Source organism: Desulfococcus sp. (assembly GCF_041737845.1).
Taxonomy (GTDB): Bacteria; Desulfobacterota; Desulfobacteria; order Desulfobacterales; family Desulfococcaceae; genus Desulfococcus.
Genome location: NZ_JBGSQX010000080.1, coordinates 60925 through 84487, shown reverse-complemented (window position 1 = coordinate 84487; position 23563 = coordinate 60925). Strand labels below are relative to the sequence as shown.

Below are 23563 nucleotides of genomic sequence, written 5' to 3'. Positions count from 1 at the left end.
TTCATCGCCGGCGAATGTCATATATTTTATGGAAAGGAACTTCAATATGGAAAAAAAAGAAATCATTCGGCGAAATCCCCTGAAAATGATGGGGTATCCGTCTGAAGATGTTTTGCCCGAAGGAGGATTCGGCGCGCTGATGGCCCGTGCGGGCGTCGGCAAAACCGCTTTCCTTGTTCAGATCGCCATAGATAAACTCCTGCGGGATAAAAATGTGCTCCATATCAGCATCGATGAGCCCGTGGAAAAGGTTTGCCTCTGGTACGAACAAGTTTTCAGGAGTATCGCCGACAGCAATCGCATCAAACATCTCGATCCCTTCTGGGAGGTCATTCTCCCCCGGCGCTTCATCATGACGTTCAAGGTGGACGGCTTCAGCGTCCCCAAACTGGAGGAGCGCATCACGGATCTCTCCGAACAGGGGATATTTTTCCCGCAGATGATTCTGATCGACGGGCTCCCCTTTGAGGAGCGGGGTCGGAAAACGTTCGTTGACCTGAAAGCCGTTGCCAGGAACCTGGGGGTCCCCATCTGGTTCACGGTCAAAACCCACCGCCATGAGGCGCCGGGGCATGGGGGCATGCCGATCCCCCTTTCGAATATCGAAGACCTGTTTGATGTCGCCATTGAACTTCAGCCGGAAGGCAAGGATATCTTTGTGAGGGCCATCAAGGGCGGCCCCCCCGAATCGGAAGTGAAGGAACTGGCGCTGGACCCCTCGACCATGATGATTAAAAATCCCGACGGGGATGCTGTACCCGCATCAGCAGACCGAAAAGCCCAATAGCCGGTATTCATGACGTGCCTTTCACCGCAGGGGATCTCCGTGAATCGAACGGCGCGTCATGAACCGCCAAGCCCGGCAGCCAAAATCAACCATGGGATCGGGGGATGTAAATTTATTTTCGGGCGGTGCGGAAAAAAAGGGATGAGCGTGCGTGACAACGGCCGGGTCGCTGGAACTCAGGCCATGAGATTGAAGTAAATGGTCCGGGAGGGCCGATCGATCATTTTCCTGCCGAGGTTGATGGTCCCGGCCCCCTCCAACGGAAGTTCGCTTCGCTTCAGGCTCAGGCTGTCGTCTCTTCCGTTTAATTTCACATAGGTCCCGTTGGTGCTGTGGTCGATCAGGATGAATCGTCCGTCTCTCAATTCGATGCGGGCATGAGAGCGGGACACCCGCGTATCGACGATTTCGATATCGTTATGCCGCTGCCTTCCCATGGTCACCTCCGGCCGGTCAGTGTTCATGATGATCAGGAGGCGTCCCAATCTCAACTCCAGCCGCTGCCGGACGGACGCTTCCGGCAGGTCATGCATGGCATTGCGGGGCGCGGGAGGGGTAAATCTGAGAATATCGCTGCAGGCACTGCACCGAATGGGTTCCTGTTCGGTATTCAGCGCGTTTGGGTCAATCGTATTTCTTGTTCCGCATTCCTCACAAAAGACTATCATTGCTGAAGGGTTCCCTCACAAGACGAAGTCTATTTTTTTTCTTCCAACAGACGTCGGATTTCTCCTCTCAGGACCGTAAATTCGTTCTGGATGGTCTGTTGTATCTCTCTCATGGATTTGAGAATCTCCTGGGTCATGTGGGTCAAATCTCTAAAGTCTGACGGAATTTGTCTTGCATCGTATTCCGTTTCAGGGGTGACCGTGGGTGCGGGGCGATGACTTTCCGACGGCTTGCCGGGGTAACCCGGCTTTCTTGCGGATTGTATGTCTTGTTTCAGTTTTTTGTACTGCGTGACATGGGCGATGAGTATTTTTTTCTTGGCCGCGTCGCTCATGTCTTTGGAAAGCATCGCCTTTTCGAGGCTGTCATAGACCGAATGAAGCAGTGTGATCGAATCCACGTGGGCCCGGGCAAGTTTTTTCCGGATATATTTTCCCAACGATCCGAGAAGTTGAAGATACGCCAGGATGACCTTGTCGCTTTGACAGAGGGTTTCCAGTTTGCGGATTTCCTCTTCAAGTTTTTCCATCACCTGGTCTGTAATTTCCCACTCCAGCGAGAGAACGATCGATTTCAGCTCTTTAATCGGAGAATTCTCGATCTCCTCGGCATCGATCTTGTGAACATGCGTCTCCTTTGCATTCGCCGGTTGCGTTTCCCTGTTGAATCGGCCCTCAGGTGCGGGGGAATCACTCGTTTGACCGATGCCGCCCGATCCATGTTCAACGCTGAGGGGCGCATCCTCCGAGTCTTTGACGGCGTCTTCCCCGAAAAGATCATCCAAACGGCTGCCTACCTGCTCCATGATATTGCTTTCGTCATTGGATGCCAATGGTAATTCTCCTCTTCAAGCGGCGTTGAAAAAAAAATGATCCATCGAAAGACGCGTTAATTCCATATTGCGGAAATCTTCTCAATGGCCTCCGCAACCTTCAATCGCAGCAGCCCCAAAGATACCTTTGTCCCGAAAATGGAGATCAATAAAAAGTCTTTCTTGACCTTGCTGAAATGGATGCTTTCATTTTCGCCCTTGTGGAACAGCAGCGAAAATTCATTCTCCCCCACAAGTTTCGCCATGGTGTCGACGGCCGCGAAATTGGCCGACGCCAACGCGGCAAGGGAATAGATATCATGATCACATTCGCCGTTGTCCGCCTTGGCGATAATGTTGCCGGCCATATCGATCAGCAGAACGCTGTGTGCGCCGCTCTCTATGAGATCGTGAAGGATAATGCTCTCTATGGTTTCAAGCTGTTCCTGGCTGAAGGTATACTCGTCAAAAGCCAGGTCATCATCAAAATCGGGTGTCAATAGCCTGTCCTCCTATTTTAGGGTGCTCTGCAAGGAAGTCATGGTTAGCGAAATGATCTTTTTGAGGGTCGGGATAACATTTTCCCCGGAAACCGCACTCGCCCCGAAGTACGGTACCTTGAGCTGACTGTTCAGGTCTTTTTCCATCTGCTCCATTGACATGATTTGGACCCCTTCTTTTTCTAAATCTCTTTTATTGTATTGCAGTACCAGGGGAACCTTGAAGATGCTCTTTTTGTAAGCGGCCAAATTTTCCTGAAGGTTCTTGAGGGAAAGCAGGTTCTTCTTTCTTTGATCCAATTGAGAATCCGCAACAAAAACCACCCCGTCAACCCCTTTCAGGACAAGGCGTCGTGTGGCATTGTATTTTATCTGTCCGGGAACCGTATAAAGCTGAATTCTTACATCATATCCCATTATTTTTCCGATGTCAAAGGGCAGGAAATCGAAAAAAAGCGTCCGGTCGCCGTGGGTTTTGATGCTGACCATGTCAGACTTGATGCGCTGGCGAAATTTGGAGAAGATTTGCTCAAGGTTGGTGGTCTTTCCGCCTCGCCCCGGACCGTAATAAATGATTTTGGCCTGCACTTCCTTGTTTTTCAGATTGACGAATGCCAAACCAGAACCCTCCTAAAATCGATGAACCGATAATTGGCGTCTCGATCTAAGACCAAGATAATGAAAGTATGCGACCGCGCTTCAATCCGATAATGGCTCATGCGACCTGTCCCGATGCTTCTGATGATGTCTGGCGCGATGGTCAAGCATCCAACGCTGCACCGTATCCGCTTCCTTTTCCATATAACCGTTGATACAAGAGGATTTTTGTATATCTGATATTTATTTATATGAGTTAACGGTAATCCAATAAATTTATTTATACCATCAACTGAAAAGCCGGTCAATAACTGCTGACGTTTTTCTGAAAAAAAATATGCGGTCCCATCGCAGCGAGGATGGCTCGCCGGGACAAAAGCGGGCAGACATGATCCAAGACCTTCTCCAACGCCTTCTTTCCATTCGTTCTCATGAAATTATCGGATGATAAAATAGAGTGTTATAGCCTATCTGTCTTTCCCGGCATCCGCTGATCCAGTTTGGCGCGTCGGGGGGATTTGTCCCTGTGGCGTGGCGACGCACCACATATAGGCATAACTACCTATACAAAAATAGGTATTTGTACGGATTGCATAAAAAATCAGATCGTTTTATAAACACATATAACTTATCTCATTCTTGTGATGCGAATTGACGGCCTCATGTGAGGGCGACCGCCGGGAAGGGATTGTATCTGGATGCAGGCGAACGGGAGGGGCGCAAGTGTGCCCTCTCTGCATCAAAAACCGTCGGCTTGGGAAGCGTTTGCGGGGATGGGAAAACAAAACAAGCGAAAAGGGAGAAAAAAATGAAACGATTCAAACTGCTGGCTGCGATCACACTGGTTATGGGATGTCTGTTTTGTCTTTCAGCGCAGGTGACGGCAAATGAAGCCTTGAAGGTCAACATCAACACCGCATCGGTCGAAGAATTGGCCACCCTCAACAAGGTGGGGCCGAAAACGGCGGCAAAGATCGTAGAATATCGGGCCGGCGTCGGCAAGTTCAACGCTCCGGAAGAACTCATGAACGTCAAGGGCATCGGCGAGAAGATCTTCGAACTCAACAAGGACCGCATCGTCGTCGGGGATATGGATAACCCAGCCCCCAAAAGCAATGAAAAGGTGAGCCAGACCGAAACTGAAAAGAAAGGATAGGACGCATCCACCCTGGCCGGCCATTGTCGCGGCACCCCGTCAATGGCCGGCATCCCTTTCTCCACATCCCCGCTCACCGGCTCTCCGCGTCAAATTCTCCTTGACAGTCCCTGCCAGATATGGTCGATAAATAGTCCTTTACACCCGATCGGTTAAAGCCGATCCTTGGCGAGATGTTTCAAAAAAGCCAGTCTTATCAAAATATTGTCTCGTTAAGAACGTATGCTTTTCATCAGCATGGATATGCCGGCCAGGCCCGCGAAGCGATTTCAGTGAAAAATACCAGCGTCCAAATTACATATCAGGAATATCCCAAAGAACCCGTAGCCATAGAAAACCTATCCGTAAAGTTCATGAAACAGGCTGGGTTCATCCCCCTCGCCTTCGACGGGAAAAACATGAAGGTGGCCATTGCGGATCCGGAAGACGCGGATACCGTCGACGCCCTCATATTCTCATACGGATGCAGAATCGAAGCGCTGAAGGGCAAGAAAGAGGATATTCTGGAGGCGATCGAACGGCTTTACGGCGCCGGCAGCCAATCCATCGAGCGAATCATCGAAGAAGCGGGAAAGGATGTATATGAGATATCCGAGGAGGGGGAAACAGATGTCGATCATCTCAAGGACCTGGCCTCGGAAGCCCCCATTATCCGCCTTGTTAACCGCCTGATATTGAATGCGGTCGAGATGCGGGCCTCCGACATTCATTTTGAACCCTTTGAGAACGAGTTCAAGGTGAGATACCGCATCGACGGTGTCCTGGCCGAGATCGAATCTCCGCCCTGCCGCCTTCAGGCGGCCATCGTCTCGCGGGTCAAAATCATGGCCAACCTGGATATCGCCGAAAGACGCCTTCCCCAGGACGGAAGGATCAAGCTCAGGATATCCGACAAGGAGATCGATTTCCGGGTGTCGACCATACCGACGCTGTTCGGAGAGAGCCTCGTCATGCGGATACTCGACCGCGAGAGCCTTATCCTGGAGCTGGAGGAGCTCGGGCTGCCGCAGGAGATATCGGCGCAGTACCACCAGGCCATCCACCAGCCCTACGGGATGATACTCGTGACCGGCCCGACAGGGAGCGGCAAAACCTCCACGCTTTACACCACCCTGGCCAAGATCAATTCCTCCGAAAACAAGATTCTCACCCTGGAAGATCCTGTGGAATACCAGCTCAGAGGGGTCAACCAGATTCAGGTCAACCCGAAGATCGGGCTCAGTTTCGCAAGCGGCCTGCGGGCCATCGTCCGCCAGGACCCCGACATCATCCTGGTCGGGGAGATCCGGGACCGGGAGACTGCGGAGATTTCCGTCCAGTCGGCTTTGACCGGGCACCTCCTGTTCAGCACCCTTCATACCAACGATTCCGCCGGCGCCATATCCCGCCTTCTGGATATGAAGGTCGAGAATTTCTTATTGAGTTCGACCCTTCTGGGGGTTCTGGCCCAGCGTCTGGTCCGGGTCATATGCGGCGGATGCAAGGCGCCGACCCACCCTGAGAAGCGGCTGCAGATCGCCATGGGGCTCCCGGAGGAGACCCTTTCCCGGACAACCTTTTTTGCCGGCCGGGGATGCGAGGACTGCCGGGGCATCGGGTTCAAGGGCAGGAAGGCCATCTTTGAATACCTGTCGGTGGACGAAGCCATCCGAAAAGAGATCGTTCTAAATTCAACCGCCGAGAAAATCAAGGCGGTTGCCGCCCGGAACGGGATGACCACCCTTCGCGAAGACGGCTGGCGGAAGGTCATCAAAGGAGAAACGACCATACCGGAGGTGCTCCGGGTGACGCTGGAAAGCTGATCGCATGCCTGCATTCACCTACAAGGCGACGGACGCTTCAGGCCGGGTCGTCAAAGGCACCGTGGACGCCAGGGACGAGCGCGCGGCCGCGGCCCAGCTTCAGGATTCGGGGTTCATCCCGATGCAGATCCGGCCGGGCGGACGGTCGATGGGCAAAATGGCGTTCCGGCGGTTCGAGGGCATCGGCGGGCTCCTCCACCGCGTGTCCGCAAAGGATGTCATGCTGTTCACGCAGGACCTTTCGGCGCTCCTCAAGGCCGGGCTGCCCTTGGACCGGGCATTGGGGATTCTCATCGATACCCTCGAGAAGCAGGCGATGCGCGACATCGTCCAGGATATTCTGAAGTCCGTGCAGGGGGGCAGCGACCTGTCGAACGCCATATCAAAGCACCCCGGTCCGTTTTCGGATTTTTACATCAACATGGTCCGCGCCGGTGAGGCCGGGGGCGTACTGGAGGCGGTCCTCGACCGGCTGGGGCTTTTTCTGGAATCCTCCCAGGAGCTGAGGGATTTTATCAAATCGGCCCTGGTCTATCCCGTGTTCCTGGTCCTTGTCGGAGGCGTCTCAATCATCATCCTGATGACCTTTGTCATCCCCAAATTCTCCATGATTTTTTCCGACCTGGGCGCCAGCATCCCGTTTTCCACCCGACTGCTCATCGGCACGAGCGCGTGGCTGAAGTCCTACGGGTGGACACTGCTCGTCGGGGCCTGCGCGGTCGTCATTGGCTACGGGAGATTTGCGGGAACCCCGTCGGGCCGCCTGAGGATCGACCGTTTCAAGCTCACATTTCCCCTCATGGGAGAACTGATCCGGAAAATCGAGGTCGCACGGTTCGCAAGGACCCTGGGCACCCTGGTCAGGAGCGGGGTGCCGATTCTGCAGGCCCTCAGGCTGGTCAAGGACACCATCGGCAACCAGGTCATCTCCAGGGCGCTCGATCAGGTTCACAACAGGGTCAAGGAAGGGGACCGCCTCTCCAGATCCCTTGAGCATGCTCGTATATTTCCGTTCTTGGCGATCCAGATGATCACCGTGGGCGAGGAGGCGGGAAAACTCGAGGAGATGCTGCTGCGGGTCGCAGAAAATTACGAAAAGGTGGTAAGAAACCTCGTCAAGCGGTTTGTCAGCCTGCTGGAGCCCATGATGATTCTCTGCATGGGGCTCGTGGTGGGCTTCATTGTCATCTCGATGCTGATGGCGATTTTCAGCATGAATGACATGCCGTTTTAGGCAGAAGGCCGAAGACTGAAGGCCGAAGGGGCTCTGCCGACGTACCCGACAAGCGGGACCCACGGCATCACAAGAGGGGTTGTGCAGGGATTGAAGATCGGTTACTGTCCTTCAGCCTTCACCCTGCAATCAACCATTCCAGATCGGAGGAGTTATTTTGCATATGTTGAAACTGCATCGAAAAGAACGCGGCTTCACCCTCATTGAGCTGCTCATCGTGATGGTGATTCTGGGTCTTCTGGCCGCGCTGGTCGGACCCCGCATGTTTGGAAAAACGGGCAAGGCCCGGCAGAAGGCCGCCAAGGCCCAGATCTCGCTGTTTGAAACCGCCATGGACACCTATCGGCTGGATGTGGGAAGGTTTCCGTCGACGGATCAGGGGATGAAGGTACTGAGAGAGCGGCCCGAAAACGAACCGAAATGGGACGGCCCCTACCTTCCCAAGGAAATTCCCTTGGATCCCTGGGGCAACGCATACGACTACAGGTCTCCCGGCGAGCACGGCGACTACGATATCGTGTCGTACGGCGCTGACGGCGTTCCCGGCGGAGAAGGGGAGGGGGAGGACATCGTCAGTTGGAAGAATCTTGGGGAATGACGGAAAAGCCGGCCGCGGGGGATTCACCCTTCTCGAGCTGATCGTTGTCCTGGTTCTGGTGAGCCTCATGACGGCGCTGGTGGCGCCCCGCCTGGCCGGGACCCTGGCAAGCACGAGCGCCCGGACCTCGGTGAAGCGCATCGCGACAGCCCTGCGGTATGCCCGAAACCACGCCGCCTCGGAAAAGGCGGTGTACGTCACCGCATTCCATCTCGAATCCTCTCGGGTCGCGGTGGGAAAGCTGCCTGACGCCGCGGGCGAAGCGCCCATATCGGAAGACGGGAATCTGCTGCTGATCGATCCCAGGGCTTTTTCACTGGCAGACGGCGTCAGGATTGAAAGCGTTGTCCGGGCCTCGGGAGAGGCGGAGGAAAACGAGTCGGCCGAAATCTTTTTTTACCCCGACGGGGCCAGCTCCGGCGGAAGGGTGCTCGTCGTCGATGAAAAGGGGCGGCGGGCGGCTCTCTCCATCGACGGGATCATGGGGACCGTCCGGCTGGAAGAGTGATCGGACATGAGAAAACCAGCCGACGGGTTCACCCTCATTGAAGTATTGACGGCCATGATGATCCTGGCCATTTCCCTGGTCACCATCCTTCAACTCTTTTCCGGGGGGCTGCGCTCCGCCGCGATCTCCGGGGAGTATACCCGCGCGGTTTTTTACGCGCGTGAAAAGATGGAAGAGATGCTTTTATACGACGAGATGCGCGACACGGCGCTCGAGGGGGACTTTGAGGACGGATATGGCTGGCGGGCCGAGACTCGATATCTCAATCCGGAGCCCGACGAAGAGGCGGCAAGGGCAGGGCGGCCGGAATCTCCCCCCGAAACGCCATGGCCTCTGGATCTTTTCGAGATCACGGTTGAAGTGCGCTGGCGGGAGGCCGATCGGGAGCGCAGTGTCACCCTGCAGACGGTTCATGCGGCAAAACGGATCGAGACCGAAGACGGCGCCTGAAAAGCCCCACGGGTTCACCCTGCTGGAGCTGATCATCTCCCTCACCATCCTGGGGGTGATCGTCACCATCGTATTCGGCGCACTGAGGATCGGGGTCAGGGCCTGGGAGAAAGGCGAAAGCGACATCGACAACCGGCAGCGTCACCGGATAGTCCTGGACCGCATCGGGCAGCAGATGGCATCAATTTATATCCCCGTTGACCTGCCGATGGCCGAAGCCGCGAAATATCATCTCAGGGGAGACGCGTTCTCCGTTGAGTTCATCTCCCGGACCTCACTGATGCCGGAAAACCGCGCAGGCCTGGTGTATGTGAAATACGAGGTCCGGACGGACGGGGACGGGGGGCGATCCCTTTTGTTTTATGAACAGAATCTTGCGCAAAGATCCCCGGATCCGCAGGAGAATGAGATCCGTGAGGAGGATTTCCACGTCCTGCTCCCCCATGCGGCGGAATGCGGGTTCGCCTATCTCAGGGTTGCGAGCCCGGAAGTCCAGGGAAAACTTCCGAATATGAAGCCGGATCCTAAAACGGATTTTAAAAAGCATATCGGCCGGATGGATGCCGGCCCGATGGATGGCGGATGGACCGGCGGCAAGGAGTATTCCTGGGAAACGGCCTGGGATCCAGAGGTCGAGAAGCACAACCCGCGCGCGGTTGCCCTGAGTCTCCGGGGGGCCGGCGAATCCAGGCCCGTCCGCATCATTGCGCCGGTTCCCGGCGGAGACCGGCCATGATGCGGCCGCTCCGCAACGATCGGGGGATTGCCCTTTTCCTCGTTTTGTGGATTTTGATGCTGCTGTCTGTTATCGTCGGCGAGTTCTGCTACGCCATGCGGACGGAGGTCAACATCGCCCGAAATTTCAAGGAGGAGGCCCAGTCGTACTATATCGCCAAGGCCGGCGTGACCATCGGGATCAATGAACTGCTCCGGCACCTCGCCCAGCCCGCGGTTGTCGTTTCTGTGGCAGGCCCCGGGGAAGCGCCGCCGGAGGACCGGTGGCGGATCAACCGGGCCATGCCGGACTTTTCATACGGCGGCGGCTTTTTCCGGATCCGTCTGGAGGATGAGGGTGGAAAGGTCAACATCAACCGCGCCGGGCCGGGGCTCTTGCGGGCGATGCTGACGGGATTCGATTTGAGTGACGCGGAAAAGGACATCATCGTGGATTCCATCCAGGACTGGCGGGACGGCGACGATTTTCACAGGATGAACGGCGCGGAGGAGGCGTATTACCAGGCCTTGACCGAGCCGTACCATGCGAAAAACGGGGATTTCTCCTCCCCGGAGGAGCTGATGCGGGTCCGCGGCGTCACGGCGCAGATCTTTCACGGGGGGCTGAGGGAGATGATCACGGTCCATCCGGGCAGTCCGAGGATGCCGATAGGCGGCACAAGCAGAGCCCCTGCGCCGTTCAATTACAACCAGATCAATGTGAACGCCGCGCCCGCCGTCCTGCTGGAATCGCTTCCCGGCATGACCCGGGAGCTGGCCGATGCGGTGATCGCCGGCCGTGAAACCACGCCGCTCCGATCTTACGGAGATCTGATTTCGGTCCTGGGGCCCGACGCTTACGGCGCCGCATCGCCCTATCTGGCCGTTCAGGACTCCCCCGTCTACGCCGTCACCGCCGTCGGATATCCGTCTGCTGAAGGTGAACTGCCGGGAGGAGGGCTTCATCGCGGCGTTCGTGCCATCATCGAGATCACGTCCGGCCCGGGAAGGAAGTACCGTATTCTCCAATGGGTGGATAATCTCGGCGTTTTTCAGGGAGGCCCCCGCGCGGCGCAACACCGGGCAATTCATGAGCGGCCTGAGGGGACGCCACAGGCAGGGCTGCGGAGGAGGAATTGATTTTTCAGGAGAGCCTGGGAATTTCGATTGGAGATCATCAGGTCTCCCTTGTCTATGTCAAGGGGACGCTGAGAGGGATGACCTGCGCCGCAAGAGGCAGTTTGAACCTTGACCCCGGCGCTTCCCTGAATGAGAAACTCCATGCGGCCGGTCTGGCCGTCGTGGAATTCCTGCGGGAAAACAATGTCGGCAACCCGTCAATCTATGTCGGGATCCCGCCATCATCGGCCATGTTCAAGGCGATCGAATTCCCTTCGGCGGTTCGTCATAACCTGGGAACGACCCTGACCTATGAACTCGAGAAACACATCCCGATTTCAATGGAGGAGATCTATTTTGACCATCAGATCATCGGTGAGGCCGAAAACAGCCGGATATCGGTGCTGCTGGCGGTGGTGAAGCGGAATGACCTCCAGCACTATCTGGACTTCTGCCATCGCATTGCCATGGGCGTGAACGGCATCGAGATGTCTTCCACGGCCGTCGCCAATGCATTGATCTATCATCTGAAAGGAAAAACGGCAGGCGATCTGGGCGAGGATTTTCTGAAGCTCCTGAGGGGGGCGGCGCCTTCGGACACGTCGCAATCGGAGCCTGTTTCCGCCTTGATGAAGACCTTCGATCTGCCGTCGGAAGACCTTGTGGCTGCCTTCGGTCTGGCCCTAAAGGGCATGCAAAAGGTTTCCGTGGATATTAATCTCATGCCCATGGAATACCGAAGGCGGCCCAGCCGCACGGGCCACTATGCCATGATGGCCCTTGCGGTTCTGGTGCTGCTCTCCGTGTCGGCGTGGGGGGCAAGCTATTGGATGCACCACAAAATGGTCTCGGGATCCCTCAACGCGGAGCTGAAGCGGCTGGCCTCCGAGATGGCTGAAATCACCAAAATCCATGGCCGGATCGATGCGGTCGAAGGACAGGTGGCGGCTTTGAACCGGTTGAATGCCGCCTATATCCCGGTGTCCGATATTCTTCGGGAATTGACCCAGATCCTGCCGGATACCGTGTGGGTTCGGGAGTTCAGCCTGGGCGGCGGCAAGATCCGGCTCGACGGGTATGCGGATTCGGCGCCCGATCTGATTTCCCTGCTGGAGGCCTCCCCCATTTTCAAGGATGTCTTCTTCACCTCCGCCATCGTCAAGGAAAAAGACGGCAAGGAGCGGTTCAATATCAGCATGGAATTGGAATCTTCATAATATGGTCGATTTCGGATCCTCCCTTGCGGAGGGAAAAAGAAAATATTTCTTAATCGTTCTGGTTGTTGTATTGTCGGTCGCAGTTCTCTTCCAGTATGCACCGGATATGAGATCGGCCTTGTCCACGGACGGGGAGTCTCGCCTGATGGCACGGCAGGTGGCCAAGTACCGGGAGGCGGTGCGGGAAAAAGACCATCTTCAGGCGGCACTGATGCAGGTCAGCAGGGCGCTCACCCAGGCGGAATCGGGCCTGCTGAGCGGCAACACCAAGGCCATCGCCGCCGTGGATATCCAGAATATTCTGAATGCTCTGGCCGAGCAGAGCGGGGTGCGGTTCAAAACCATCCGGGTTCTTCAGCCGACCGGCGAGGACAAGGCGGCGTATCTTCCCATTCCGGTGCAGATCACCTTTGATGCATCAATTCGGCAGGTCAAGGAGATCGTCTATCGGATTGAAAACGCCGCCAAACTGCTCCGGGTGCCCGAGGCCCGAATCCGTATGCCGAACCCGAAGACGCCCGAGGTCGTCCAGGCGGTGCTGACCGTCGAGGGGTTTATGAAACTGCCCGATGCCGGGGGAGGGAACGGATCATGATGTCCCCGAAGGTCTGGATGATGAACCTGGTGCTGGCTGTCCTGGCCGTATTTTTTAGCGTCAATGCCTATAAAATATGGGATGAGGGGGTCGATCGCGGGAGGGAAACCCACATCGCGGAAAGCGATGAAAAAAGTGCGGAACTTGACCCGACGGAAAAATTCGTGAAAAGAATGATGCCGTCCGAGTCCGCATATGACATCGTGGCCGCCGACAATCTCTTCTCGCCGGATCGCAAAGAGGTCTTGCCGGATGAGCCCGCGCCCGAGGCGGAGCCCTTGCCGGTGCTCTCAAAAGACGCGGTTTCGGGGGAAGCGATCCTTCTGTACGGGGTGGTTATCCTGAATGACTACAAAAAGGCCCTCATCAGCAATCCGGGAAAGCAGGCCGGAGGAAGAGAGCAGATATGGGTCAAGGTGGGCGACGCCCTTTCCAACCTGAAGGTCCAAGAGATCCGGGAAGACAGCATCCTTCTGGCCGAGGGAAAAAAGACCTATGAAGTTCCGCTTTACGACAAGAACAAGGCCAAATCCAGAAAAGTCATGGCCCCGCCCTCGCCGAAGGCTGCCGAGAAACCGACGGTCATCGCCAACGACCCCCCTAAAGTAAAGGCGGAGAAGCCTGACGGCGCCGCCGGAAAACAAGCGAAGCCCATTGAAAAGAGAATGATGGACAATCCCTTTCGACGACAATTTCCCAAGCAGAATCCGTGATGATGACAGCCTTTAGAAATAATCCATCCAGGTCTTCCCTGCTGCCGCTTGCCTTTATCCTCTGTTTCGCCGTTGGCGGCTGCGCCACCGGCGGGAAGGACCTCAAGCCCGCCCCGGAGGGCGGCGAGATAAGCGTCACCGACATCGGGGAGGCGGGCGGGGAGAGTGCTCAGGCGCCGTTCAAATCCTATTCGCGTCCGATCCCCGATGATACACAGGCGGCATCCCCAAGAATAGCCCTGAACGGATTGACGGTCGAGAATCGACCCATCCCGGTGAATTCCGGCGGGGGCGGACGAACGGCAGCCTTCGCCCCGGATGAAGACGGCGAGATCCGCGGCCCGGATCAGGATGAAGGCGAGACCGTCACCCTCAATTTTGACAACGCCGATATCTACGAAGTCATTCGGACCATGGCTGAAATCCTGAAGATCAATTATATTGTGGATCCCACGGTCCAGGGTAACGTGACGATCCACACGGCCGGCCGAATGAGCCGGCGGGATCTTTTTTCCATCTTCTCTCAGATACTGGATGCCAACGGCTTGACGGCCATACCGGAAGGAAATGTCTACCGCATCGGAAAATCCGGCGAATCGGCAAAGCGGTCCATCCCGCTTTACCGCCCATCCTCGTCGGGGCGCGACGCTGCGGGCGGGGGGTTCGGCGAGCGGGTCATCATGCAGATCATCCCCCTGAAAAACATCGACAGCGCGGAGATGGCCAAGCTGCTTACCCCATTCATGTCAAATGACGGGACCCTCGTCTCCCACAGCGAGCCCAACATCCTCATTCTGGTCGACAGGGCGGGTAACATCGCAAAGGCCATGAGGCTTGTGGATGCCTTCGACATCGACGTGTTCCACAACATGAAGCAGAAGTTCTACCCGCTCAGACACACGAACGCCGAAGAAGTCGTCCAGGTCCTGGAGTCCATCCTCACGGCCTACGGCAACGAGCCCCAGAAAAATGACTTCAAGATCATCGCCGTCAGCCGGCTCAACACCCTCCTCGTGGTCAGCGCCAACATGAACGTCTTTCAACAGATGGACACCCTGGTGAGACGGCTCGATGTGCCCAACGAAAGCGTCAGTTCGAGAATTTACGTCTATTTTGTCAAGAACGGAGAGGCCTCCGAGCTGGCGGATCTCCTGATGAGTGTCTTCCAGGAGGAGGGGACGGTACAGCGCCGGTCTGCCAGGTCGGACGGCGGAACGGGCGACCGGAAGACGGTCGGCTCCCGGCCCCGCTCAAGCCGGCGGCTGTCCGACCCCGTGGATCCGTTTCCGGACAGAATCGCACCGCAGGAGACCGCCGCACAAGAGACGCTCCAAAGAGAGGCGGACGGCGGCGTCGCGGATAACGGGCCCGGCGTTGTTGAGGTCGAAGCCGGGGTTGCCAACCTGAAGGGGGATCTCCGGATCATCCCCGACATCATCCGAAACGCCCTCATCATCGACGCGCGGCCAGGCGATTATCAGCTCGTGGAGAACATCCTGAGGAGCATCGATGTATTGCCCCGCCAGGTATTGATCGAGGCGACCATTGCCGAAGTGACCCTGGACGCCTCCACGGAGCTCGGCGTGGAATGGAGCTTCGACCGGACCAGCGACAACCCGACGGGACTTCTGACGGCCACCATCGGGGAATCCGGCCTGGCCTACACCATCGGCCTTACGGAAAAATGGACCCAGGCCCTCAACGCCCTGGCCACGAACGGCAAGGTCAATATCCTGTCGGCGCCGACGGTGCTGGCCTCCGACAACAAGCAGGCCCAGATCAACGTTTCGACCTCGGTACCCCTTGCGACCACCCAGTTCCAGTACAGCGCGACCGACGAAAATCCCATTTTTCAGACGACCATTCAGTACCGCGACACGGGCATCATCCTGGAGGTCACGCCCCGGATCAACGACCGCGGCCTGGTGAGCATGGACATCCGCCAGGAGATCAGCGACCAGGCCGGCGGCGTCTCCGTCGGGGGCCAGGAGTATCCGTCGTTTTTTGAGCGGGTTGTCCAAACCACGCTGACGGTGAAGGACGACCAGACCATCGTTCTGGGCGGCCTGATGACGGAAAAGCGGGACCAGGGTGACAGCGGGGTGCCGTTTTTCAAGGACCTGCCGTATCTGGGGTATCTCTTCGGGAAGAAACAAGACAGCACGATCAAGACCGAACTCATCATCCTGCTGACCCCCAGGGTTATCGTCAGCCTGGACGACGTGGATGCCGTTTCCCGGGAATTCCGGACCAAGGTCGGAGATGCCATCAAGTTCATCCGGTAATCATGTGTTCCAGGCGGCGCGTACCCCGAAATAACAGGATGGCTCAGGGCATGTCGGGATTTCAGGACAACACCGGAGGAGTGGATTGCGGTTTTTGAAGGCCCGTATCAGAAATCCGATGCGGACGTCCGGCGGCGGATCGCCGCCCGACCGCCCATTTCCCGCTCCGGCACCCTGGCCGAAACGGCTTGACGCGCTCACGGCGATCGGCATGATCTTCCTGGGGGTAATCCTCGGATTCCCGAAGGACGGCCGGGGAGCCCCGGAGGATCAGCCGCTTCGGGCGGTCGTGCTCATATCCCAGAACATCCGGCCCTACATCGAAGCCGCCGACCGCGCGGCGGAGACCCTTCAGGGCGGGGGGCTGCAGGTCGAAACCATTCAGGTGGAAACCCTTCCGGCAGACGAAAAACAGCTCCTGGAGCAGGCCATCGACCGGAATGCCTACGACCTTCTCCTGACGGTCGGTCCGGAGGCGTCCCGGTTCGCATGGTCCCGGTCCCGGACGGGGGCATGCCCCGTCATCTACACCATGGTCCTGAATCCGGAGAGGCTGCCTGACGCGCCGGCCGACCCCTGCGGCATCTCCCTGGGCATTCCCATTGAGGTGCAGATGCAATCCATCACCCGGATCCTCCCTTCCGTAAAGCGCATCGGCCTGATGTTCGACCCCGGCAACAACGCCTGGTTCCATGAAACGGCCGAGCGGATCGCGGCTGCCAAGGGCCTTTCGGTCACGCCCATCCGTCTATCCTCCCGCAAGGAGATCTCCCGCGCCCTTGAGGCTGTCTGGGGGAAAATCGACGGGCTCTGGCTGGTCCCCGACCGGACCATCATCTCCGAGAGCATTGTTCAATACCTCATCAAGCAGGCCCTCTTGAACGACACGCCGGTGGTCGGCTACAATCGGTTTTTCTACGAATCGGGCGCCGCGATAAGCTTTGTTTTCGACTACGGCAAGCTTGGGGAGCAGGCGGGCAGGCTCGCGATCGAAAGGGTCCAGGGCCGGGAATGCGGACATCCCGCGCCGGCGTTCAAAACCTGGATCAACACGCGCGTACTCGAAAAACTGGAGATCCCGTTGGGCGACGGCGGGGGATCGGTGATCTTGAAATGAAGCGATATGGTATTCATTTCCGCCTTCTCATGGCGGGCATCCTGCTGATCAGCGCCTCCACGCTGACGCTGGGATATATCGGCGTCAACATCACCCATGAATTCATGCAGGAGCGGTTTGAAAACCAGATTCGGTTCCTGGCGAAATACCTGGCCCTCAATGCCGAACTGGGCATCCTGATCGACGAGCGGCCCATGCTGAAGCGCCTTGCGGAAAACCTGCTTTTGGAAAAGGATGTCATCCGGGTGATGATCATCAACGACCGGGAAGAATGCCTGGCCGATGTCGCCAAAGGCTCCGAGGCCCGCTGCAGCACCCTTGAGGCGCCGGTCATCCTCAAGGAGAACGAGAACCTCGACAACCCCTTCCGGCAGCAGTTCCACAGGAAGGAATCCAAAGAGACGCTGATTGGAAAGGTGAGGATCGATTACAGCGTCGAGGGCATCGCGGAGCTCCTTACGGTCATGAAGGTCCGCTTTATCTGGTGGTCCGCCATTCTCGCCGTCTTTTCAGTGCTGCTCTTCTACTTCCTCTCCAGGTCCATCGTCTCTCCGCTGACGCGGCTGGTCGGCGCCGCGCGCGAGGTGGCGGCGGGCAACATGAAGCTCCGGGTCACCCCCGGCAATCTCCCGGAGACCAGCGAACTCGCCCTCTCCTTCAACGCCATGCTCGACTCCCTTGAGAGGAGCGGCAGGGCGCTGGCGGACGCCAACCGGGAGATGGTCAAGCAGAAAACCCTGGCGGAGATGGGCAAGTTCTCCATGATCATCGCCCACGAAATCAAGAACCCCCTGGGCATCATCAAGAGCTCCGTGGACCTGCTGAAAAATGACGTGGACCAGGGGGCGGACAACATTCTGGTCCAGTATATCGAGGATGAGATCCGGCGGCTCAACCGCCTCATCGAGGAATTCCTCCTCTTTTCGAAACCGGCGATGCCCAATTTCAGGGAGGTGGACCTGAACGCCATGCTGGCAGAAGGGATCAGCCGGTTCGAGATTCAACTGAGCGGCGACGAGATCGGCATCTCCTCCGATATCCCGGGGTCGCCCTGCTATGCCGGCGGAGACCCGGACCTGCTGATGCGGGCCATCGGGAACGTGCTGAAAAACGCCGTCGAGGCCAACCGGCGCAAGGGACGTATCTCGGTCCGGGCGGCCTGCGGGGATCGGGCCTGGGTCCTGGAGATTTTAGACGAGGGGGAGGGGATCCGGCCCCCCGACCTGGGAAGGATCTTCGAACCCTTTTTCACGACCCGGGCACAGGGAACGGGCCTGGGGCTGGCCTATGCGTTCCAGGTCATCCAGAACCATCACGGCACCATCCGGGCCAAAAACCGCAGCACCGGGCGGGGCGCCGTGTTCACTATCGAACTGCCCCTGGAAGAGGGAAGATGATCGATTCCTCAACACCCCGCATTCTGGTCGTGGATGACCAGGAAAAAATGCAGCATCTCCTCTCGATGATGCTCGAGAGGGAGGGATACCGGGTGAGCCGGGCCGGCTCCGGAGAAGAGGCCCTCGCCCTCCTCATGGATGCCCCCTTCGACATGGTCATATCGGACATCAAGATGGACGGCATGGACGGCCTGGCCCTTCTGGAGGAGATCAAGGCGAAGCAGATCCTGGCACCCGTGGTCTTCATCACGGCTTTTGCCACCGTTGAATCGGCGGTGGAGGCCATGCAACTGGGGGCCGCCGATTACATCACCAAGCCCTTCGAGGCTTCCCGCATTCTCCTGACCGTGGAGCGGACCCTCAAGCTTTCCCGCGTCCTCTATGAAAACCGGGAGCTGAAACATCGCCTGCAGCGGGCCGAGGGGCAGTATGAGATCATTTACGCATCGAAGGCGATGGCCCTGCTGATGGGGATGGCCGATCGGGTCGCGCGCAGCGACTCCGCCGTGCTCATCAGCGGTGAATCCGGAACCGGCAAGGAGCTCATCGCACGGCATATCCACCGGATGAGCCATAGATGCGACCGCAGGTTTGTTCCGGTCAACTGTGCGGCGATATCCGCGGGCCTCGTGGAATCCGAGCTCTTCGGCCATGAGAAGGGAGCCTTCACCGGCGCCGACCGAAAGGCCGAAGGAAAATTCGAATACGCCTCGGGCGGGACCCTGTTCCTGGACGAAATCGGCGACCTGCCCCTGGAGGCCCAGGCCAAGCTGCTCCGGGCCCTGCAGGAGAAGCGGATTCAGCGGGTGGGGGGCAACGAGGAGATCGCGGTGGATGTGCGCGTCATCTGCGCCACCAACCAGGAGATCCCCAAGCGCCTGGATGCCGGGGAGTTCCGGCAGGACCTTTATTTCCGGATCAACGTTTTTCCCATCGAGCCCCCGCCGCTGCGGAAGCGGATGGAGGACATCCCTCCGCTCGCCCGGTTTTTCCTGAGCCGTCTGGGCGCCGCCGCCGTCTCCCTGGAGCCCTCGGCCGTCCGCGCCCTGACGGGCTACCCCTGGCCCGGGAATGTCCGGGAGCTGGCCAATGCCATTGAACGGGCCGTCATCCTAGCCGGGGAATCGGGACGGATCACGGAGGAAACCCTTTCCTTCCTGAGCCCGCCGTCGGCCTGCGCATCGATGGCGGGTTCGTGGGCATTCGCCATGCCGCCGGGCGGGATCGATCTGGAGGCGCTGGAAAACGATCTGGTCGGGCAGGCGCTGGACATGGCCGGAGGCAACCAGACGGCGGCCGCAAAACTCCTGGGCCTCAGCCGGGCGAAGTTCAGGGTATTAATGAAACAGGCGGATAGATAAACGGATATGTCGAACCGATTGAAAATATTATCGTTAACCCTTTTCCTTTGCGGACTCGCCCTCGGCATGGCGCTCGGCGCCGGACGGATCGCAGGCGCATCGGAACAACTGCCCGGGTCGGACGACACCTTCCTCATGTTTGTCGGGGAGGACATCGAGGTCCTGACCATCGCCTCCCGCCGTGAGGAGAGCGCCTCGCGGGCCCCCGCGGTGGCGGGCGTGGTCACCCGGAAGGAGTTCATCGAGAGCGGCCGGGACACCCTGAGCAAGGTCCTGGAAACGGTTCCGGGGTTCTTCATGGCCGAAAGGGAGTGGGGAACAAAGCCCTATCTCCGGGGCACCCCCGACTCGACCCTCTTCCTGTATGACACCGTCCCCTTGACCTCCGATTTCACCAAATCGCTCAATTCGCTCGACCATGACCTGTCACTGGCGCCGGTCAAGCGGATCGAAATCATCCGGGGCCCGGGATCGGTCTTATGGGGGCCGGACGCCTTTGCGGGCATCGTCAACGTGGTCCCCCTTACCGGCAAGGACTTTGCCGGCGTCGAAACCGGCGTCCTCTATGGCGCTCCCGGGGACGAGGCCGGATTCTACACCAATCTGGGCTGCGACGGCGGCCTCTGGGACGGATTCCTTTCGATCAGCGGCCGCCGCGGGGATGAAGACGACACAACCTTCGACGTGATCCGGTTCTGGGGCGACGGAAGGTTTCCCGTTAGACCCTCCCAGCGCTATGGAGAAGACCAGCCCGGAACCGCGCGCTACCTCGAGGCTTCCGGGAACGCAAGCATCGGCGACCTCATCGTAATCTCCGGCCGCGTAGCCGACAGCCACAACCCCTATGCCATGAAGAGCATGGAGAAAAACCTCTCCTGGGGGGAAAGCCTCGACGACCCGATGAATTACGTCAAGCTGGAATCGAAATTGGATATCGACCGGAAATCCCTCCTTCGGGCGACGCTCCTCCAGACATGGCTCAATGCGGAAACCCGGGTCATCGACCGGGAATACGCCAGCAGGGAGAGCACCTCATTCGCCGAGCTGACTTACGACCGGGCCGTGGGCTCCGGCAAGAACCAGTTCACCGGCGGGCTTTCCTACCGGGAGAAGCGAATCAAGGACGCCATCATCTGGGAGGGCTACCTGCCGAAATTTCTGGATCCGGACAACCGGTTTCTCCTGCCCGTGATCACCCAGGAGGATTACGCCACGCGACTCTGGTCCGTGTTCGGACAATACAGCCACAGGATCGGCAGTGCGGATGTCTGGCTCGGGCTCCGGTACGATGACCACGACGCCTACAAAGACCACATCAGCTACAATACCGGGGCGTCCTGGCCGCTCTCAGACGAATGGATATTCAAACTGATTGTCGGCAATGCCTACCGGACGCCGTTCGCCAAACAGCTTCTCGAGGGCGATGACGTGGACCTGGAACGGATCACCAGCGTCAATCTCCAGGCGGCATGGGAGCCGCTGAAACAAGTCAATGCCAAGATCGGCGGATTTTTCAATCGCATCGACAACCATATCATGGAGGATACCTATGCGGGACTGTCCCAACCCAACCATCAGGACATCTACGGCGTCGAGCTTGAGGGGCGGCTGTCCCCCCATGCCACCCTCGACATTTACGCCAACCTGACGCTGATGAACAACGCCGGACCCGAGGAGACCTTCTCCTATGTCCAGATTCAATTTCCCGACCCGGACACCTTCATGGACCTGAACTACCCTTACGACATCGGCGCAAAAACCCTGTTCAATCTTACCGGCGCCTGGCGGCCGAACGAAAAATTCACCGCCTATGTGCGCGCCGGATACGCTTCGGAAAGAGACCTGGTCTATCTGGACGAGACCGATCCGGACAATCCGGCCTTCCGGTCCTTCTCCGCTTCCGGGTTCTGGACCCTGGATCTCAACGGGACCATTCACGATGTCGGTTACCCCGGTCTGGATCTCGAGTTGGCCGTCGACAATGTGGCGAACACCCGGTACGAAACCCCCGGGACTTATGGCCTCATGGAGGGACCGCCTGCGTCGGCCCGGATCACCCTCAGAAAAACATGGTGATGAGGTCCGAATCGAAGGCTCGCTCTGTCCAGCGCTGGTCAGATCGAGCCTGGCCCTGGTATTTTCGCCGTGATGAAAAATGATGCGGTAAATGAAATAATTTTATTTATATCAAATAGTTTGGTTTTATATGCGGGCCTCTTGAAAGGCTGGCAGCAGTATTGCTTAGGATTCTTGCTATGAACAGATTGATCTCGTACATGATTGCTGCCATCCTTGCGCTCATCCTGACCGGTGTATCCGCAAGGGCGGATGATAATATGTCGGATGCCTTCCTCCAGGCCGAAAACCATATGCTCGTCCTCATCAACACCGCCCGGGCCAATCCGGTCCAGGCCATGATCGAGGCGGGGGTCGACCCGGCGGCGGTCCTGGCGGCCTGTCCCGAGGATGCGGAATGGCTGTCCGGCGGGATGCCGCCGCTTGTCGGTGACGGCCGCCTGAAAACCGCCGCTCGCGCGCATACCATGGACATGCTGACCTGTAATCTTTACGGTCATGCGGGCTCCGACGGGAGGATCTACGAGGAGCGTATCGAAGCCGCGGGCTACGATGCGACAATGACGGGGGAGTCTCTGGGGCTGATCGCCTTCTATAATTATATTGATCCGGCGGCCGCCGCGGAAACGATTTTCAAGAACATGCTGAAGGATGAATTGACCCTGGCCGCGGGTACCCGGCGGAATATTTTGGACCCCGCCCTGAGAGACGTGGGTGTCGGTTTCGGCTCGGGCCAGGTGGTGATCAACGAGCGCCGCTACAATGCCTATATGGCGACCTGCGATTTCGGGTCGAACATTGTTGAGAACATTACCGATAAAGGCGCCGAATCCACCCTGATCGTCCTGATCAACCAGGCCAGGATGCGGCCCCTGGACGTGGCTGTTTCCCTGGGGATCGACGTCGATCTGGTGAAAACGTCGGATCCCGTGCGATATGCCGCATGGGTCGCCGGAATGCCGCCGGTCGCCAAAAACGACGCGCTGACGGCCGCCGCAGAAAAACATGCCCGGGACATGGCGGTGCATGCCTACTACAGCCGTGAAGATCGGTCGGGCAAAAGCTATCCGTCAAGGATCGCCGAAAGCGGCTACGACGGAGCGGCACCGGTCGCGGAACTGCTCGGACATGACTTTCTTGCGGACGGCGCGGTGATCTCCACGGAAATCCAGCGCCTTTTCGAGAACCTCCTGCGCGCGGAGCTTTCCGCCGCCCCCGAGGCTCAGACCATACTGAACCCCGCCTACCGGGAAGTCGGCATCGGCATCGAGGTTGGGGCCCTTCCCACGGAAGAGGGCATGAGAAAGGCCCTGGTGGTGACCCTGGACTGGGGCGGATCGGCCGCGTCTCCTCAGAGCGCCGAAGGCTGGGTCTACCAGGACCGCGACGGCAACGGCCTCTATTCCGTCGGGGAGGGTCTCTTCGGCGTCCCGGTGAATGCGGTCGGCTATGAGCGGCGACCCGGAGACTGGATCCCTGTCCAAGTATCTTATCCTGTAAGCATCTCCGACGGCGCGGGGCGCTTTTCCTTTCCCGGCGTATCCAGGACCCTTGAGGTTCAGATCGGGGACGACCGGAGGGTCATCGGCAACATCCACAAGGATTACAAAAGCCTGGTGTTCATGCTGCCGGGGGATACCGTTTAGAATCTTATTCATAATGTTATATTTTCTTTGACATTTGTGTTCAAATTTGCTTAAAGGTACGATTAAGTCGAAAATTTTTAGTTTGAGAAGTATTAACGCCGCTCAAAAGGAGGTGCAAGTTAAAGCGCTTTGGAAAGGTAAAGCGGTCGGGAATCAATTTGCTCTTTTTAAGTTATTAGGTTTAAATCGAATGCTTTTTTAAGATTCAAAG

The 23563-nt window shown here is 57.9% G+C and carries 22 protein-coding genes; 18 read left to right on the top strand and 4 right to left on the bottom strand.

Annotation, left to right across the window (positions count from 1 at the left end; all coding sequences use genetic code 11):
• Window positions 1-46: 46 nt before the first annotated feature.
• Window positions 47-787 (top strand): cytoplasmic protein, encoded by a 741-nt coding sequence (locus ACEW8N_RS09195; protein WP_373499519.1) that lies wholly within the window; start codon window positions 47-49, stop codon window positions 785-787.
• Window positions 788-963: 176 nt separating this feature from the next.
• Here the strand turns inward: ACEW8N_RS09195 and ACEW8N_RS09190 are convergent, their stop codons facing one another.
• The 4 genes from ACEW8N_RS09190 to ACEW8N_RS09175 all read right to left on the bottom strand — a co-directional run bounded on the left by ACEW8N_RS09190 (window position 964) and on the right by ACEW8N_RS09175 (window position 3385).
• Entirely contained in the window at window positions 964-1320 is a 357-nt protein-coding gene (locus ACEW8N_RS09190) for an FHA domain-containing protein (protein WP_373499518.1), read from the bottom strand.
• Window positions 1321-1484: 164 nt separating this feature from the next.
• Entirely contained in the window at window positions 1485-2288 is an 804-nt protein-coding gene (locus tag ACEW8N_RS09185; RefSeq protein WP_373499517.1) for a hypothetical protein, read from the bottom strand.
• Between the two features lie 56 nt (window positions 2289-2344).
• Entirely contained in the window at window positions 2345-2767 is a 423-nt protein-coding gene (locus ACEW8N_RS09180) for a roadblock/LC7 domain-containing protein (RefSeq protein ID WP_373499516.1), read from the bottom strand.
• Between the two features lie 12 nt (window positions 2768-2779).
• The gene (locus ACEW8N_RS09175) at window positions 2780-3385 is read right to left on the bottom strand and encodes an ATP/GTP-binding protein (protein ID WP_373499515.1); all 606 of its coding nucleotides are present in this window, start codon (window positions 3383-3385) and stop codon (window positions 2780-2782) included.
• 787 nt (window positions 3386-4172) lie between these two features.
• Between ACEW8N_RS09175 and ACEW8N_RS09170 the strand changes: the two genes are divergently transcribed.
• The 17 genes from ACEW8N_RS09170 (at window position 4173) to ACEW8N_RS09090 (ending at window position 23352) form a co-directional block, all read left to right on the top strand.
• A complete protein-coding gene (locus ACEW8N_RS09170; protein WP_373499514.1) occupies window positions 4173-4520 on the top strand; it encodes a ComEA family DNA-binding protein in 348 nt (115 codons plus the stop codon).
• A gap of 272 nt (window positions 4521-4792) precedes the next feature.
• The gene (gene gspE / locus ACEW8N_RS09165; RefSeq protein WP_373499513.1) at window positions 4793-6322 is read left to right on the top strand and encodes a type II secretion system ATPase GspE; all 1530 of its coding nucleotides are present in this window, start codon (window positions 4793-4795) and stop codon (window positions 6320-6322) included.
• A 4-nt stretch (window positions 6323-6326) separates the two neighbouring features.
• Window positions 6327-7556, top strand: coding sequence for a type II secretion system inner membrane protein GspF (gene gspF, locus ACEW8N_RS09160; RefSeq protein ID WP_373499512.1), 1230 nt, complete (start codon window positions 6327-6329; stop codon window positions 7554-7556).
• Window positions 7557-7719: 163 nt separating this feature from the next.
• A complete protein-coding gene (gene gspG, locus ACEW8N_RS09155) occupies window positions 7720-8154 on the top strand; it encodes a type II secretion system major pseudopilin GspG (protein WP_373499511.1) in 435 nt (144 codons plus the stop codon).
• Window positions 8144-8662 (top strand): GspH/FimT family pseudopilin, encoded by a 519-nt coding sequence (locus tag ACEW8N_RS09150; RefSeq protein WP_373499510.1) that lies wholly within the window; start codon window positions 8144-8146, stop codon window positions 8660-8662. Before gspG ends, ACEW8N_RS09150 begins: the two co-directional genes overlap by 11 nt.
• A 6-nt stretch (window positions 8663-8668) precedes the next feature.
• Window positions 8669-9112, top strand: a complete 444-nt coding sequence (locus tag ACEW8N_RS09145; protein ID WP_373499509.1) for a prepilin-type N-terminal cleavage/methylation domain-containing protein — start codon at window positions 8669-8671, stop codon at window positions 9110-9112.
• A complete protein-coding gene (locus tag ACEW8N_RS09140; protein ID WP_373499508.1) occupies window positions 9075-9848 on the top strand; it encodes a type II secretion system protein J in 774 nt (257 codons plus the stop codon). The genes ACEW8N_RS09145 and ACEW8N_RS09140 overlap by 38 nt, the downstream gene beginning before the upstream one ends.
• Window positions 9845-10966 (top strand): general secretion pathway protein GspK, encoded by a 1122-nt coding sequence (locus tag ACEW8N_RS09135; RefSeq protein ID WP_373499507.1) that lies wholly within the window; start codon window positions 9845-9847, stop codon window positions 10964-10966. Before ACEW8N_RS09140 ends, ACEW8N_RS09135 begins: the two co-directional genes overlap by 4 nt.
• Window positions 10963-12162, top strand: a complete 1200-nt coding sequence (locus ACEW8N_RS09130) for a PilN domain-containing protein (protein WP_373499506.1) — start codon at window positions 10963-10965, stop codon at window positions 12160-12162. The genes ACEW8N_RS09135 and ACEW8N_RS09130 overlap by 4 nt, the downstream gene beginning before the upstream one ends.
• Entirely contained in the window at window positions 12080-12757 is a 678-nt protein-coding gene (gene gspM / locus ACEW8N_RS09125; RefSeq protein ID WP_373499505.1) for a type II secretion system protein GspM, read from the top strand. Before ACEW8N_RS09130 ends, gspM begins: the two co-directional genes overlap by 83 nt.
• Window positions 12754-13470, top strand: a complete 717-nt coding sequence (locus tag ACEW8N_RS09120) for a hypothetical protein (protein ID WP_373499504.1) — start codon at window positions 12754-12756, stop codon at window positions 13468-13470. Before gspM ends, ACEW8N_RS09120 begins: the two co-directional genes overlap by 4 nt.
• Window positions 13470-15755 carry a type II secretion system secretin GspD gene (gspD, locus tag ACEW8N_RS09115; protein WP_373499503.1) on the top strand — a complete coding sequence of 762 codons (2286 nt, stop codon included), beginning with the start codon at window positions 13470-13472 and terminating at the stop codon, window positions 15753-15755. The genes ACEW8N_RS09120 and gspD overlap by 1 nt, the downstream gene beginning before the upstream one ends.
• Window positions 15756-15873: 118 nt before the next feature.
• A complete protein-coding gene (locus tag ACEW8N_RS09110) occupies window positions 15874-16872 on the top strand; it encodes an ABC transporter substrate-binding protein (protein ID WP_373499502.1) in 999 nt (332 codons plus the stop codon).
• Complete coding sequence (locus ACEW8N_RS09105; RefSeq protein WP_373499501.1) at window positions 16869-18269, top strand: PAS domain-containing sensor histidine kinase; 1401 nt, start codon at window positions 16869-16871, stop codon at window positions 18267-18269. The genes ACEW8N_RS09110 and ACEW8N_RS09105 overlap by 4 nt, the downstream gene beginning before the upstream one ends.
• Window positions 18266-19630 (top strand): sigma-54-dependent transcriptional regulator, encoded by a 1365-nt coding sequence (locus ACEW8N_RS09100; protein ID WP_373499500.1) that lies wholly within the window; start codon window positions 18266-18268, stop codon window positions 19628-19630. Before ACEW8N_RS09105 ends, ACEW8N_RS09100 begins: the two co-directional genes overlap by 4 nt.
• 66 nt (window positions 19631-19696) lie before the next feature.
• A complete protein-coding gene (locus tag ACEW8N_RS09095) occupies window positions 19697-21706 on the top strand; it encodes a TonB-dependent receptor plug domain-containing protein (protein WP_373499499.1) in 2010 nt (669 codons plus the stop codon).
• 179 nt (window positions 21707-21885) lie between these two features.
• A complete protein-coding gene (locus ACEW8N_RS09090) occupies window positions 21886-23352 on the top strand; it encodes a CAP domain-containing protein (RefSeq protein WP_373499498.1) in 1467 nt (488 codons plus the stop codon).
• Window positions 23353-23563: the final 211 nt, after the last annotated feature.

Coding starts and splice junctions, on each gene's coding strand:
- ACEW8N_RS09195 (WP_373499519.1), top strand. CDS start 47: ATGGAAAAAAAAGAAATCATTCGGCGAAATCCCCTGAAAATGATGGGG.
- ACEW8N_RS09190 (WP_373499518.1), bottom strand. CDS start 1,320: ATGCATGACCTGCCGGAAGCGTCCGTCCGGCAGCGGCTGGAGTTGAGA.
- ACEW8N_RS09170 (WP_373499514.1), top strand. CDS start 4,173: ATGAAACGATTCAAACTGCTGGCTGCGATCACACTGGTTATGGGATGT.
- gspF (WP_373499512.1), top strand. CDS start 6,327: ATGCCTGCATTCACCTACAAGGCGACGGACGCTTCAGGCCGGGTCGTC.
- gspG (WP_373499511.1), top strand. CDS start 7,720: ATGTTGAAACTGCATCGAAAAGAACGCGGCTTCACCCTCATTGAGCTG.
- ACEW8N_RS09145 (WP_373499509.1), top strand. CDS start 8,669: ATGAGAAAACCAGCCGACGGGTTCACCCTCATTGAAGTATTGACGGCC.
- ACEW8N_RS09140 (WP_373499508.1), top strand. CDS start 9,075: ATGCGGCAAAACGGATCGAGACCGAAGACGGCGCCTGAAAAGCCCCAC.
- ACEW8N_RS09135 (WP_373499507.1), top strand. CDS start 9,845: ATGATGCGGCCGCTCCGCAACGATCGGGGGATTGCCCTTTTCCTCGTT.
- gspM (WP_373499505.1), top strand. CDS start 12,080: ATGTCTTCTTCACCTCCGCCATCGTCAAGGAAAAAGACGGCAAGGAGC.
- ACEW8N_RS09120 (WP_373499504.1), top strand. CDS start 12,754: ATGATGTCCCCGAAGGTCTGGATGATGAACCTGGTGCTGGCTGTCCTG.
- gspD (WP_373499503.1), top strand. CDS start 13,470: ATGATGACAGCCTTTAGAAATAATCCATCCAGGTCTTCCCTGCTGCCG.
- ACEW8N_RS09110 (WP_373499502.1), top strand. CDS start 15,874: ATGCGGACGTCCGGCGGCGGATCGCCGCCCGACCGCCCATTTCCCGCT.
- ACEW8N_RS09105 (WP_373499501.1), top strand. CDS start 16,869: ATGAAGCGATATGGTATTCATTTCCGCCTTCTCATGGCGGGCATCCTG.
- ACEW8N_RS09100 (WP_373499500.1), top strand. CDS start 18,266: ATGATCGATTCCTCAACACCCCGCATTCTGGTCGTGGATGACCAGGAA.
- ACEW8N_RS09095 (WP_373499499.1), top strand. CDS start 19,697: ATGGCGCTCGGCGCCGGACGGATCGCAGGCGCATCGGAACAACTGCCC.
- ACEW8N_RS09090 (WP_373499498.1), top strand. CDS start 21,886: ATGAACAGATTGATCTCGTACATGATTGCTGCCATCCTTGCGCTCATC.